Source organism: Enterococcus sp. DIV0876, assembly GCF_050529585.1.
Classification (GTDB): Bacteria; Bacillota; Bacilli; order Lactobacillales; family Enterococcaceae; genus Enterococcus_D.
In genome coordinates this window covers 1948395-1963920 of sequence record NZ_CP172882.1, presented here as the reverse complement: position 1 = coordinate 1963920, position 15526 = coordinate 1948395, and the positions used below count along the sequence as shown (strand labels likewise).

Sequence of the window (15526 nt, the reverse complement as noted above, 5' to 3'; positions counted from 1 at the left end):
TTGTGTTATACTGTTCACGTAAAGCTGTTACACTAGTGAACAGAAAATTTAAGGAGGTCCATCAGATGGAACAATGGAATGGATTTAAAGGAAAAACTTGGAAAGAAGAAGTGAATGTACGTGACTTTATCCAAGAAAATTACACACCTTATGACGGAACAGATGAATTTTTAGCTGACGCAACAGAAGCGACAACGAAACTTTGGGATCAAGTAATGGACTTGAACAAACAAGAACGTGAAGCTGGCGGCGTTTTGGACATGGATACGAAAGTTGTCTCAACGATTACTTCTCATGGACCTGGCTATTTGAACAAAGATTTAGAAACAGTTGTTGGATTCCAAACAGAAAAACCTTTCAAACGCAGCTTGCAACCATTCGGGGGCATTCGGATGTCAGAACAAGCAGCTGAATCTTATGGCTACGAAATCGATCCTGAAGTATCACATATCTTCCGCGATTACCGTAAAACACACAATCAAGGCGTATTCGATGCCTACACACCAGAAATCAGAGCTGCACGCCGTTCAGGTGTTATCACTGGTTTGCCTGATGCTTATGGCCGCGGACGGATCATTGGCGACTACCGTCGTGTTGCGCTATACGGAATTGATTTCTTGATCAAAGAAAAACAACAAGATTTACTATATTGCGGCAACGGAACTATGTCAGATGACATTATTCGTCAACGTGAAGAGCTTGGCGAACAGTTACGGGCTTTGACTGAGTTGAAAGAATTAGGTACCATCTATGGTTTCGATATTTCTCAACCAGCACAAACAGCCAAAGAAGCTTTCCAATGGTTATACCTTGGCTATTTAGCAGCAATCAAAGAGCAAAATGGTGCAGCGATGTCATTAGGCCGTACGTCTACATTTTTAGATATCTACGTTGAACGTGATTTAAAAAATGGTGTGATCACAGAAGTTGAAGCACAAGAAATCGTTGATCATTTTGTTATGAAACTACGTTTAGTGAAATTTGCACGGACACCTGATTACAATGCATTATTCTCTGGCGATCCAACTTGGGTAACAGAATCAATCGCTGGTATGGGTGAAGATGGACGCCATATGGTCACTAAAAACAGCTTCCGCTTCTTGCATACATTATCAAACTTAGGTCCTGCACCAGAGCCAAACTTGACCGTTTTATGGTCTACACGTTTGCCTCATAACTTCAAAACATTCTGTGCCAAAATGTCGATTCAAACATCAGCGATCCAATATGAAAACGATGATGTGATGCGCGGCCATTGGGGCGACGATTACGGAATCGCATGTTGTGTATCAGCAATGCGTATCGGTAAACAAATGCAATTCTTCGGCGCTCGTGCCAACCTTGCGAAAACATTGTTGTATGCAATCAACGGTGGGGTCGATGAGAAGTCTAAAGCACAAGTGGGACCAAAATTACAACCAATTACTTCTGAGTACTTAGACTACAATGAAGTGATGGAAAAATATGACACCATGATGGATTGGATCTGTGATTTGTATGTCAATACATTGAACATCATCCACTACATGCATGATAAATATTCTTATGAAAGAATCGAAATGGCCTTGCAAGATACGGATATCTTACGGACAATGGCTACTGGTATTGCAGGATTCTCCGTTGCAGTCGATTCATTATCAGCAATCAAATTTGCAAAAGTACGTACAGTTCGTGATGAAAATGGTATCGTGGAAGATTATGAAATCGAAGGCGATTATCCTAAATATGGAAATAACGATGACCGCGTCGATGATATTGCAGTCCACTTATTAAAAGCCTTCATGAAGAAAGTAAAACGTACGAAAACGTACCGCGATTCAAAACATACAACGTCAATTTTGACGATCACGTCAAATGTCGTATATGGTAAGAAAACAGGGAACACACCTGATGGACGTCGTGCAGGCGCACCATTTGCACCAGGAGCAAACCCAATGCACGGTCGCGACACACATGGCGCTTTGGCTAGTCTGTCTTCAGTAGCAAAATTGCCATATGATTATTCATTAGATGGTATTTCAAATACCTTCTCGATCGTACCAAAAGCACTAGGTCGCGATGATGAAACACAACAAGAAAACTTGGCAACGATGCTAGATGGCTATGCAACCAAAGGGGGCCATCACCTGAACATCAATGTCTTTAACCGTGACACATTGTTAGATGCACAAGCACATCCAGAAAAATACCCACAATTAACGATTCGTGTGTCTGGTTACGCAGTTAACTTCATCAAGTTGACAAAAGAACAACAAGACGATGTGATTGCACGTACGATGCATGAAGCAATGTAATAGCAACTAAGAAGGCGGCGGCAGGGAAACCTCCGCCGCTTATTGTATCGAACGATCAGTTCGTTTATATAGAAAGGAAGAGCGTTATGGCAGTAACAGGACAAGTACATTCAACAGAAAGTTTTGGATCCGTCGATGGACCTGGGATTCGCTTTATTGTGTTCATGCAAGGATGTCGGATGCGTTGTCAATTTTGCCACAATCCTGATACTTGGAAGATAGGCAGCGGTGTGGAACGTACAACAGATGACGTCTTAGAAGAGGCACTGAAGTATCGTGAATTCTGGGGACAAAAAGGCGGAATCACAGTGAGTGGTGGTGAACCCTTGTTGCAATTGGACTTTTTGATCGATTTGTTCCGCAAGGCGAAAGAAGCAGGTGTCAGCACGACACTAGATACTTGCGGCAAGCCATTTACTCGGGAAGAACCTTTCTTTAGCAAATTTCAAGAACTGATGACAGTCACTGATTTATTATTGTTCGATATCAAACACATTGACAATAAGGCCCACAGAGAATTGACGACCCAATCCAATGACAATATTTTGGATATGGCCAATTATTTATCTGAAATCAATAAACCTGTTTGGATCCGTCATGTGCTGGTCCCTTTTAGAAGTGACTATGATGAATTTTTGATTCGTTTAGATACTTTTATCAAGTCACTGAATAATGTAGATAAAGTAGAAATATTGCCGTATCATACAATGGGAAAATACAAATGGGATGAACTGGGCTTGAAATATCCTTTAGACGGTATCCAACCACCAACTGAAGAGCGTGTGAAAAATGCCAAAGCTCTATTGCATGTCAATGATTATAAGGGCTATTTGACACGTGTATAGAACAAAATAGACATCCAAGTTCTTTAAAAAGGATTGGGTGTCTTTTTTGGTTTAGCGATCATGGATTAAAAACAGATAACTATTGATTCTTTTTGGTTTTTTGCTATCATTAAACAGTGAATATCAAATGAAATAGGAGCGATGAATACTATGTCAAAAATATTGGTTTTTGGTCATCAAAACCCGGATACAGATGCGATTGGTGCTGCAATTGCCTTTGCTGCATTACAAAAAGAATTAGGAAAAGATGTTGAGGCTGTTGCGTTAGGGACCCCAAATGAGGAAACACAATTTGCCTTAGACACCTTCAAATTATCCGCTCCTCGCGTGATCGAAACTGCAGCCAATGAAACGGATGAAGTGATGCTGGTGGACCACAATGAAAGTCAACAGAGTGTGGCAGATTTGAAAGATGTGACTGTTCTAGCAGTTGTGGATCATCACCGGATCGCAAACTTTGAAACAGCCAATCCATTGTACTACCGTGCAGAACCTGTCGGTTGTACAAGTACGATTATTTTTAAACTGTATAAAGAGCATCACATCGAAGTTGCAAAACCAATTGCCGGTATGATGTTATCAGCAATTATTTCTGATACATTATTGTTTAAATCACCAACTTGTACGGAAGAAGACAAGGCAGCTGCAAAAGAGCTTGCGGCGATCGCAGGTGTTGATTTAGAAGTTTATGGATTAGCTATGTTGAAGGCAGGTACTAATTTGAGTACCAAAACAGCATCAGAGTTGCTAGACCTTGATGCCAAGAGTTTCCCAATGGGGGATAAAAACGTTCGTATCGCACAAGTAAACACTGTAGACTTAAAAGAAGTTTTTGATCGTCAAGCAGAACTAGAATCTGCAATGGAAGCGATGATGCAAGCAAACAACTATGATTTATTCTTGTTGGTTGCTACAGATATTTTAGACAGCAATTCAGAATTATTGGTTGTCGGTACACCAATCGCACCTGTTAAAGCAGCTTTCAATGTGACGTTGAAGGATCATCGCGCATTCTTGCCTGGAGTTGTTTCTCGTAAAAAACAAATCGTGCCACAATTAACAGCGCAATTTGGCATCTAATCAAACGATTTTGGATACTGGCAACTCTTCGCTAGAGCTTGTCAGTATTTTTTGTGGTATGTTGGAAGGAGCAAAAATTGAAATTTATCTATAGTAAGCATTACCAAGATATGCATAATGATTATGATTCACCCGTATTTCTGGCATTTTGTCGATTTATCATGGAACAACCGACGCCGCCTACCTTGCGTCAGATAAAAGTAGTATTTACGGAGGCGTCCTTTAGTGCGCTGTTGGAACGATTGGTTGCAAAGAATGTTATTAAAAGAGACCAACGACGTTATCAGTTGAATTTTCCAATTTATTCAAAAAAAGATCAAATTGCATGTTTAGAAGCATTTCAGCAGGCGCATCCTTTTCAGAATCAAGGAGATATATTTACGGGGACGTGGCTGCAGCATGCTTGTCACCATCAGAATTCGTTACAGTACTTTTATGCTTGTGATGAGAATATCCCCCAGGCAACGATCTATCAAGTATCACATCCAATGTTTCAGTGGTTCACTGTGTCTCAAGTTGATTGGCCTAAAACCATGCCTGCATTTTTTGTTGCGAATCAGCGTCAGTTAACGCTAGCAGTCTATCAAGAGTTGATGCGGTTAGTGGGGGATGTAGATGTCCCTTATTATTCAGATCAAGTAGGCGTCATTTTTGAAAGAATCTTAAAACATAAAAAAGTACGCCCAAGTATCTTTTTGCGCTCGCTTCAACTGACCGGGATTGTTTCTTCTGAGGAATCGCCCTCATTCTTAGTGCCTCATCATGACACGATGACGGAACCAGAAGATATTGGGCTGCCAGTGGAACGAAAAACGTTGTTTATGGAACGTCTGTTACTTGCTCAAATGCTCGGAGAGTCCGTTTCACAAGACACATTATTTTTCAAACGAAAATGAGAAAAATGAACAATACTGTAAGGGATGAAAAAAATTTATTGCTGCCATATGCTGTTTAGGTCTATCCTAACAGCTTTTTTTGTATTCTATAAACATTATAATTAGATTAAAAAAGATTAAAATATAACAATCGTTTCATTTGGAGATTCTTTTTCAAGGTGATATGATAGATTTAGAAATTTTGAAAGGGGTAATTCAAATGGAAGGTTTAAAAGAGGTAAATAACCAAGTTGTTGATCAAAATAAAGCAAAAGCAGAAATGATCACTTTCATTTCTATGGCAGAAATTGAAGTCGCACGTCACTCGATCAAAGCAGCAGGAATCGATGATACACGTTTTTCTGATGGTGAGTTGATTTTGGCATTAAAGGAAAAAGAAGCAATCAATGCAAATACGGTGGTATCGATCGTCGTCGATTGGTTAGTGAATAAAAATTACTTGTTGAATCCAGCACAAGCTGTTCGATTTATTGCAAGTAAATTTGGCAATCTATCAACCATAAACTATAAAGTTTTGGGAGATCTTGATTTTGATTGTGATGGTCAATATTATTTGATTGGCAGTTTTCGCCATCAACAAGCGACCAAAAATATTTATAAAGTTTATACTGACGGACAAGTGAAGGAACTTTGGCAAGCTTGATCAGAAAAGATTAAAAGATGTAGGGATGAAAATTTGGAAGATACGCTTCTTTTTTTAAAGGTTGTGAGTGGGAATGAAAGTAAATTTGCGCATAACAGTCGCAGGCAGCCATATGCTGATTGGATTGATAAGTATCGTAGCGGCACTAATGGCCTTATACCAAGTGCCTGATAATTTTTGTTCTCTCCCAGTGGTTCTTGGAGATATCTATTTTTCTGATACTGTATTCGATCGTTTTAGCCAATTATTCCTTTTAGGAATCGTTAGTTTTTATACGATGGTCATTAGTTTTTACCGGTTTCGTTTGTGGCAGGTGATGTCTGCATTCACCGCCTGCAGCACATTGCTGTTTTTTGGTAAAAGCGTTGATTATTTTTCATTTGATTATGGGTTGATTATTTTAAGCCTTTGCATGTTTCAGTTGCTCGTGACCGTCCTCTTCCTATTACAGAAGTTTAAAAGCAGAGCTGAAGCAGGTTGAACAAGTGTGTTCAAGCTGTTTTTTCTTTGGGCTCCATTTTTTTGGTCATTACTTTAGGTTATTACGTTACTTGAAATATCTTTTATGCTATGCTGATAGTAGAGTTATTTTTAATCGATTACAAAGAATTTGTGCATAGGCTATGCACACGATTTTACATACAAAGTGGAAGGACGGATGAAGAAATGGCCACCAAACAGCAGACAATGCAAGCAGAAGCAACATTTCTGAGCGGCGAAAACTTTTATGCGCAACATTTTTTGGGTGCCCATCAAACGGAAGATGGGTATGTGTTTAGGGTTTGGGCGCCAAATGCCCAACAAGTATGGCTTGTGGGTGATTTCAATCAGTGGGATGACTCCATGCCGATGCAAAAACGCGCATCAGGCGTTTGGGAAATTGCCACTGTTTTACCACGAGAAGGTCAGTTGTATAAATTCAAAGTCAAACAGGCTGATGACCGAATCGTATTAAAAATCGATCCTTTTGCTATCCACTTTGAAGACAGACCGGGAACTGCAGCTGTACTACACACCATTCCGGCTAAAAAATGGCGAGACGGGTTGTGGCAAGGCCGTAAAAAGCGACAAAAAACGTTTAATCGTCCTCTGAATATTTACGAAGTTCATGCGAGTTCATGGAAACACCATGAAGATGGCACCCCTTATCATTTCTCCGAATTAAAAGATGAACTTATTCCATATGTGAAGAAAATGGGCTATACCCATATTCAATTTATGCCTTTGATGGAACATCCATTGGGTGCCTCTTGGGGCTATCAACTCACTGGTTATTTTGCGCTAAGTGCTTATTTTGGCAAGCCGGAAGAGTTTCAAGATTTTGTCGAAGCTTGTCATTTAGAAAATGTTGGCGTGCTCCTCGACTGGGTTCCAGGTCACTTTTGTGTCAACGAAGATAGCTTGGCTTATTACGATGGTACACCAACTTTTGAGTACAGCGATCCGCAAAGGGCAAAAAACATCCGTTGGGGAGCGATTAATTTTGATCTTGGCAAACCACAGGTGCAGAGCTTTTTGATTTCAAGTGCGCTGTTTTGGATTGAGTTTTACCATATTGATGGCATCCGAGTCGACGCTGTATCCAATATGATTTATCGCGATATGGACGAAGGACCATGGGAACCGAATCATGAAGGCGGCAATCGGAATCTTGAAGGTTATTATTTTATGCAAAAATTGAATGCGGTCATCAAACTGGCGCATCCTGCAGTGTTGATGATTGCGGAAGAAAGCACATCTGATACCAAAATAACAGGCATGATCGAAGATGGTGCATTAGGCTTCGATTACAAATGGAATATGGGTTGGATGAATGATGTCTTGCGATTTTATGAAATGGACCCGATTTTTAGAAAGGATCATTTGTCCCTATTGTCTTTTTCATTCATGTACCGTATGCAAGAAAATTATATTTTGCCGTTGTCTCACGATGAAGTCGTTCATGGCAAAAAAAGTCTGATGAACAAAATGTGGGGAGATCGCTACAAGCAATTTGCACAGCTGCGAAATTTATACACCTATATGATGATGCATCCAGGTAAAAAATTGTTATTTATGGGCAGTGAGTGGGGACAGTACCTAGAATGGAAGTTTGATCACGGATTAGAATGGCGAGATCTAGCAGATGACTTGAATAGCAAAATGCAAGTGTTTACCCGTACGTTGAATCAATTGTATAAAGAAGAACGGGCTTTGTGGGAGTTAGATGATCAAGAAGCGTCTTTAGAAGTGATCGATGCAGACAATTTAAATGAAACAACGTTGACCTTTATGCGACAAGGAAAAACCAAAAAAGATTTTGTGATCGTGGTATTGAATTTAACGCCAGTTGAGCGCCATGATTTTGCCATAGGTGTACCGTACGCTGGAACCTACCGAGAAATCTTGAACACTGAGCATGAACAGTTTGGCGGCACTTGGATCGCGAACAATGCAGATCAAGTATCAGAAGCAATTCCCTTTAAACAATATGACCATCAAATCAAAACAATATTGCCTGCATTAGGGGCATTGATCATTAAACCAGAAAAAATCAAAATGACGAGAAAAAAGACAACACAAAATAAGAAAACGATCAAAGGGGGGAAAGGTGAGTAAATCACCGGATGTATGAAGACAGAAATGTTAGCAATGATCCTCGCAGGAGGACAAGGAACACGGTTAGGTAAACTAACCAAAAACATTGCCAAGCCAGCGGTACCATTTGGCGGACGTTATCGTATCATCGATTTTACATTAAGTAATTGTGTCAATTCAGGAATCAAAAACGTTGGGGTCGTGACCCAATATCAACCATTGGCATTGAACAGCCACATTGGGAATGGGGCTAGTTGGGGCTTAGATGGCATCGGTACGGGAGTAACGATATTACAGCCTTACTCTAATTCCGAAGGCGGTAAATGGTTCGAAGGCACAGCACATGCGATTTATCAAAATATCGCCTATATCGATGAAATGGATCCTCAATATGTCTTGATTTTATCTGGTGACCATATTTATAAAATGGATTACGAGGATATGCTGGAGCAACATAAAGAAAATGATGCCTCATTGACAGTTGCCGTATTGGAAGTGCCAATGAAAGATGCCTCTCGCTTTGGTATCATGAATACTGATAAAAATGATCGCATCATCGAGTTTGATGAAAAACCGGCAGAACCAAAGAGCAATTTGGCGTCAATGGGCATCTATATTTTTGACTGGAGCCGTTTGCGCAACATGCTGTTGAGCAATTATAGCAAAGATGGTGAAATGGTCGACTTCGGGAAACATGTAATTCCTTCTTATTTAGAAAGCGGGGACAACGTTTTTGCCTATCGCTTCTCTGGTTACTGGAAAGACGTGGGAACCATCGATTCATTGTGGGAAGCCAATATGGAGTTTATTGATCCATCGATGGAACTGAATATTCGGGACAAAGCTTGGCAAGTATTCTCCAAAAACCCAATTGCACCACCGCATTTTGTAACAGAAACAGGGGCAGCCAGAGATTCCTTGGTAATGGACGGTTGTTATGTTGCCGGTGAAATCGAGCATAGTATCTTATCAGAAAATGTTCAGGTCAAAGAAGGCTCCACCATTAAAGATAGTGTGGTGATGCCAGGGGCCGTGATTGGGAAAAATGTTAAATTAAACCGCGTGATCGTGGGGGAAAATGCAGTGATCGGCGATGACGCTGAAATCGACGGCAGTGATGAAATCGCTGTGGTTGGCTATTCTGAAATCATAGGGGTGACGATTGATGAAAACTAATAAAATGTGTGCTATTCTGGGCAATTTGCATCGCTACCAAGACTTGATGCCTTTAACAGATAAACGACCGTTATCAACATTGTTATTTGATTGCAAATACCGTTTGATCGATTTCAATCTATCAAGCATTGAAAATGCCAATATCAAACAGGTATATATGATTTTCAATGAAGGTGAAACACAATCTGTTTTCGATCATATCGGTGGTGGGAAAGAATGGAATCTAGACGGTGTACAAAATCGATTCTTTATTCACTTATTCCAAGATTCATTGAAACAACAAGCACAAGGGGAAGAATATTACTATAGCGTAATTGACTATTTAGAAAAATCAAAATCTGAACACACAGTCTTTATGGGTAGTAAAATTTTGTGCAATATTGATTTAAAAGCGTTATTAAAAATCCATCAAGTACAACAAAATGAGATGACAGTTGTTTACAAACGAATCGACAGCAGCAAAGTCTGTGAGAATGATTTGTTGTTCAACGTCAACGCTGAAGGACATTTAGAAGAAGCAATCGAAGCCAAAAAATGTTCAGTCAACACGCTAGTCAATTTATGTACAGATATTTTTATCATTCGAACTGATCGTTTGATCGAGGCATTAAAAGAAGGCCAAAAAGTTGGTGCAACACCAAATCTAGGCGAATTTTTGCGAGAACTGATTTCTGTTAAAGATACTGGGTTGTATGAATATACTGGCTATTTGAGTAACATCTATGATATTCCTTCCTACTATCAAACAAATATGGATATGCTAGATGTGCACAAATTCACCTCATTATTGTATTCAAATCAAAAAATCTACACAAAATTAAAAAACGAGGTGCCAACCTATTATTCAGAAACATCTGATGTTACCAATAGTCATTTCGCCTCAGGGTGTATTGTTGAAGGAACTGTAGAAAATTCGTTGGTTGCACGCCGTACCACGATTCATCCAGAAGCGAAAGTCAAAGGGACAATCATTTTTGGAAACAATGAAATCAAAGCTGGCGCAGATGTTTCCTATGCGATTCTAGATAAAAATGTGGTCATCGCAGAAGGGGTCAAAGTCCAAGGTACCAAAGAAACACCAGTCGTGATCAAGAAAAATGCGCATGTCACCGAAGATATCATTGGGGGCGTGACCGCATGAAGGTATTGTTTGCAGCAGCGGAATGCGCCCCCTTTTTCAAAACAGGCGGACTAGGAGACGTGGTAGGTGCATTACCAAAAGAGCTAGCAAAAAAAGGTGTAGAAACTGCGGTAGTCTTACCTTTTTATACAATGATGCCTGCACGTTATCAAGAACAATTGGAAGATTGCTTCTCATTTGAAGTTGCTGTTGGCTGGCGCAAACAATACTGCGGCATCAAAAAATTGCAACTTGACGAAGTGACATATTTTTTCATCGACAATTTGTATTATTTTGGTCGTGAGAAAATCTATGACTTTTATGATGATGGTGAACGTTTTGCTTTCTTCCAGTTGGCTGTGATCGAGATGATGGAGCGCGTCGATTTTATACCAGATGTGTTGCATGTGAATGATTATCATACGGCGATGATTCCTTTTCTCTTAAAAGAAAAATATCGTTGGATCAATGCCTATCAACATATTCGTACCGTATTGACGATCCACAATATTGGTTTTCAAGGTTGGTACAGTCGCGATGTGCTGCCTGATTTGTTTGGTATGGGAACTGAGCGATATGATGATGGTACGGTACGATTGAATGATTGCCTGAATTTTATGAAAGCAGGCATTTTGTACGCAGACCGTATCACGACTGTTAGTCCATCTTATAGCGAAGAAATCAAAACTCCTGAGTTTGGTTGTGGACTTGAAGTGATTTTACGGATGGAAACAGGCAAACTTTGCGGTATTTTGAATGGCATCGATTATGAAACCAATAATCCTGAAACGGATCCTTATTTGGACTATCCCTTTAATCAAGAAAATCTAGCAGGCAAACAAAAAAATAAACAAGCATTGCAACAAGCCTTTGGTTTACCAGAGCGTAAAGACGTTCCATTGATTACTGTGGTCAGTCGCTTAACAACGCAAAAAGGCTTCCATTTGGTTTTAGAAGAAATGGAGAACTTGATGCAGTTTGATGTTCAGTTCATATTGCTAGGGACTGGAGAACCTGATTTCGAAGCAGGGTTCCGCTATTTTGCAGAACGTTATCCAGATAAATGCGCAGCAGCGATCACATTTGATTTGGCATTGGCGCAAAAAATGTATGCTGCAGCTGATATTTTCTTAATGCCATCGGCTTTTGAGCCATGCGGACTTTCGCAGATGATGGCGATGCGCTATGGTACATTGCCAGTCGTGCATGAAATCGGCGGACTGAAGGATACTGTGATACCTTATAATCCAATCACGTCTGCTGGTACAGGGTTTGGTTTTCAAGATTTTACCCCGTTTAATTTGATGCAAACGTTGAAGCAAGCAGTGACACTGTATCAAACGAATCAAGAGGTATGGGCTCGTTTGGTCGATCAAGCCATGAGCAAAGATTTTAGTTGGGACCAAAGCTCAGATGCTTATATCACATTGTATAATGAAATCCTGTAATCATATGTAGACAGAAGCACGCCTTCGTCTGTTGCAGTCTCAAGTATTGCACAGCGGCCGCAAAAAGCTTCTGTCTTTTTCAAAACAATCGAATAAGGGGTTGATCCAAATGACAAAGGAAAAATTGCGTACATTATTAGAAAATAGTGTCAATGAATTATATGCGATTTCTATTGAAGATGCTTCACCGCAAGAATTATTTCAAGCCTTGGCGCAAGTGGTGAAGTATGCATATGCGGATGATTGGCGACAAACAAGACAACATTTACTCGCGGAACAACAAAAACAGGCCTATTACTTCTCTATTGAATTTTTACCAGGAAAAATGTTAAAAAGCAATTTGCTTAGTTTGGATTTATTGACGATTGCTGAGGATGTCTTGCACGAGCTAGGTGTTTCTTTAGATGAAGTAGCAGAAACAGAAAAGGATATGGCATTAGGTAATGGCGGCCTTGGCCGCTTGGCCTCATGTTTTATGGATTCATTGGCTTCGTTAGCGTTACCTGGTAATGGGAATGGCATTCGATATAAATATGGCTTATTCAAACAAAAATTTATCGATGGCCATCAAGTGGAGTTGCCTGATGATTGGTTGCGCTCAGGCAATGTGTGGGAAGTACGGAAAGAAAGTAAAGCCGTACCGATCCATTTTGGGGGGAATGTTTATCTGCAAGAAAATGAAGCAGGTAAGCTGAAACCGGTATATGAAGGTGGTTTTACTTGGCGTGCCGTCCCGTATGATACAGCAATGTTGGGTTATCAAAATCAACATTTGAATACATTAAGACTTTGGAGTGTGGAAGTACCTTCGAAGGAAGAAGCCAAATATGCGACCCTTGAGTCCCGTCAAGCACTAGAAAATCTAACCGCGGTTTTGTACCCTGATGATTCAAACGAAACTGGCAGACGCACACGCTTGATGCAAGAATACTTTTTTGTTTCGGCTGGTATCCAAAGCATTTTGCGTTATTACAAAAAAATGAATCGACCAATGGATCAAATGAGTGAGAAAATCGCCATTCATATCAATGATACCCATCCAGCATTGTGTATTCCTGAATTGATGCGATTGCTGGTTGACGAGGAAGAAATGGCCTGGGAACAAGCATGGGCAACAACCCTTAAAGTGATGAGTTACACCAATCATACGATCATGGCTGAAGCGCTTGAGAAATGGCCAGTAAATATGATCAAGGAAGTCTTACCGCGGATGTATCAAATCATCGAAGAAATCGATCGGCGATTTATTGCAGGACTTGAAAAAGTGCACCCTTGTGACCTGCTAAATAGAACACGGATTATCAGCGATGGCCAAGTTCATATGGCAAATCTGGCAATCATCGGCAGTCATAGTATCAACGGGGTAGCCAAGCTGCATTCGGATCTTTTGAAGGCTGTTGTTCTGCATGATTTCTATGTCATTTATCCAGCACGATTTAATAACAAAACCAATGGAATTGCCCAAAGAAGATGGTTGCAATTGGCCAATCGACCGTTAACAAAGGTTTTAGATGATACGATTGGTGATAGTTGGCATCATGAACCCGAGGATCTGAGTTTGCTTAAAAACTATCAGGATGATGCATCCGTCTTAGAAGCGATTGCCTATGCCAAAAAACAAAATAAAGTCGCTTTAGCCGATTATATTGAGGCGCACTGTGGGCTCAAAGTTGATCCAACCGCTATATTTGATGTCCAAATCAAGCGACTACATGCTTATAAGCGGCAGTTGTTGAATCTGATGCATATTTTGAAACTATATTTTGAAGCAAAAGCAAATCCAGAAGCTGAATTCCATCCGAGAGTGTTTATTTTCGGTGCCAAAGCTGCGCCTAGTTATCATTATGCCAAATCGATCATCAAAGTAATCAACGAAACCGCAGCAATGATCAATCATGATCCGCAAATCAAAGACAAAATCAAAGTTGTTTTCCTAGAAAACTATAACGTTTCCTTGGCAGAACGAATCATTCCAGCTGCTGATGTGAGTGAGCAGATTTCATTGGCTTCTAAAGAAGCATCCGGTACAAGCAATATGAAACTCATGCTCAACGGTGCCGTTACCGTCGCCACGTTAGATGGGGCAAATATAGAAATACGCGATGCCATTGGAGATGAAAATATTGCCATTTTTGGTTTAACAGAAGAAGAAGTGTATCGATACTATGCCGAAAAAAATTACTCTGCCTATAGCTATTATGAGAATGACACCACATTGCAACGCGTGGTCAATGCATTTGTGGACGGAACGATTCCCGGTATCGAAATGGAAGGAAAAGAAATCTTTGATTCGCTGATCAAATACAATGATGAATACTTTTTACTTAGAGATTTTGAAGCTTATTGTGATGCGCAGAATCGAATCGATATCGCCTACCGTGATACGCAGAGATGGAAAAAAGTGAGTTTGATGAATATAGCCAATGCTGGGAAATTTACCGCTGACAAAACAGTGCAGCAATATGCGGAGGATATCTGGCAAATCGAACCATTATTTGCCCATGTGAAGGATCCGCACACTGCGAGCTTGACAGAAAATAAATCATAGGTTTTTTTGCCTTTACAAAAAAGCAAGGTTATCTGTCTTTGGTGAAATTGACCTTGATTTATGGTATGATAATAAAAAATCACTTGTAAGAGGATGAGTAGAGTGGCTAATTATTTAGATGTGAAACGCAAGCATTTTCGCTTTCCTGCGTATGATGATACAGAGGGCGTTAAATTAGAATCAGAGCATAAACCTGCCTTTAGTAAAGAAAATGATTGGATTTTGACCGAAATCAAAGAAACACCGAAACGGCCAAAACCGGATAAAGAAACCATCGATCGTAAAGTGCCATCTAGTCAGCGTAATCGTGGTCATAATGTGCAGCAAAAAGAAGAACTTGCTCAACATCGCGCCAATCTGCCGCGTTATGAACATAAACCAGTCAAGGAACAACAACCGACTGGTAAAACGAACTTTTTTGGCGACAATAAAAAACGTTCTTCTTATCAGGTGACCAGTAAAGAAGCAAAAGCTGAACCAATGACAACACCAAAGAAAGAATACAGCGGTCGCTCTTATTTTGTACCTAAGTATATTCCAGCGTCCATTATTCCAGACGAACAAAAACCTGATATTTCTCAAAATGCACTACTCGAGTCGATGGCCAAACCAAGTGAGAGTTATTTGTTATTCGATCATGAACCGGCAGCGTATCAGGTAAAAGAGGCGAATGATCCAACAGTCAAAAAATTCAATCGTCCACAAGGTGTCGGTATGACCCGCAGCCAGTATCGTGCCGCCAGTAAAAAAAACGGTGAAAAAAAAGGCTTGTTAGATCGTTCATTGCAAGGGATGATCGAAGACGATCAAATGGATGACGAGAAGAATGGCTATTTCCGATCATAATAGAAGCAATTGATTCCTATCGCTCGTAAGCGATGGGAATTTTTTTTCGTGTG

12 protein-coding genes are annotated in these 15526 nt (G+C 40.2%); all 12 read left to right on the top strand.

The genetic code is table 11. The annotated features are described in order from the left end of the window. The first annotated feature begins 65 nt into the window (after positions 1-65). Entirely contained in the window at positions 66-2294 is a 2229-nt protein-coding gene (gene pflB, locus IGI41_RS09120) for a formate C-acetyltransferase (protein WP_430609481.1), read from the top strand. Positions 2295-2380: 86 nt separating this feature from the next. After that, positions 2381-3139, top strand: coding sequence for a pyruvate formate-lyase-activating protein (gene pflA, locus IGI41_RS09115; RefSeq protein ID WP_430609480.1), 759 nt, complete (start codon positions 2381-2383; stop codon positions 3137-3139). Between the two features lie 150 nt (positions 3140-3289). Beyond that, positions 3290-4219 (top strand): manganese-dependent inorganic pyrophosphatase, encoded by a 930-nt coding sequence (locus IGI41_RS09110; protein ID WP_430609479.1) that lies wholly within the window; start codon positions 3290-3292, stop codon positions 4217-4219. A gap of 77 nt (positions 4220-4296) precedes the next feature. Next, positions 4297-5115 carry a DUF1803 domain-containing protein gene (locus IGI41_RS09105; protein ID WP_430609478.1) on the top strand — a complete coding sequence of 273 codons (819 nt, stop codon included), beginning with the start codon at positions 4297-4299 and terminating at the stop codon, positions 5113-5115. 199 nt (positions 5116-5314) lie between these two features. After that, on the top strand, positions 5315-5758 hold the full coding sequence (locus IGI41_RS09100; protein WP_430609477.1) for a hypothetical protein: 444 nt from the start codon (positions 5315-5317) through the stop codon (positions 5756-5758). Between the two features lie 73 nt (positions 5759-5831). After that, entirely contained in the window at positions 5832-6239 is a 408-nt protein-coding gene (locus IGI41_RS09095) for a hypothetical protein (protein ID WP_430609476.1), read from the top strand. A gap of 185 nt (positions 6240-6424) precedes the next feature. Continuing rightward, a complete protein-coding gene (glgB, locus tag IGI41_RS09090; protein WP_430609475.1) occupies positions 6425-8356 on the top strand; it encodes a 1,4-alpha-glucan branching protein GlgB in 1932 nt (643 codons plus the stop codon). 12 nt (positions 8357-8368) lie between these two features. After that, complete coding sequence (locus IGI41_RS09085) at positions 8369-9511, top strand: glucose-1-phosphate adenylyltransferase (RefSeq protein WP_430609474.1); 1143 nt, start codon at positions 8369-8371, stop codon at positions 9509-9511. Then, entirely contained in the window at positions 9501-10652 is a 1152-nt protein-coding gene (gene glgD, locus IGI41_RS09080; protein WP_430609473.1) for a glucose-1-phosphate adenylyltransferase subunit GlgD, read from the top strand. The genes IGI41_RS09085 and glgD overlap by 11 nt, the downstream gene beginning before the upstream one ends. Continuing rightward, complete coding sequence (glgA, locus tag IGI41_RS09075) at positions 10649-12079, top strand: glycogen synthase GlgA (protein ID WP_430609472.1); 1431 nt, start codon at positions 10649-10651, stop codon at positions 12077-12079. The genes glgD and glgA overlap by 4 nt, the downstream gene beginning before the upstream one ends. 109 nt (positions 12080-12188) lie before the next feature. Then, positions 12189-14627, top strand: a complete 2439-nt coding sequence (locus IGI41_RS09070) for a glycogen/starch/alpha-glucan phosphorylase (RefSeq protein ID WP_430609471.1) — start codon at positions 12189-12191, stop codon at positions 14625-14627. A gap of 93 nt (positions 14628-14720) precedes the next feature. Then, entirely contained in the window at positions 14721-15473 is a 753-nt protein-coding gene (locus tag IGI41_RS09065) for a hypothetical protein (protein ID WP_430609470.1), read from the top strand. Positions 15474-15526: the final 53 nt, after the last annotated feature.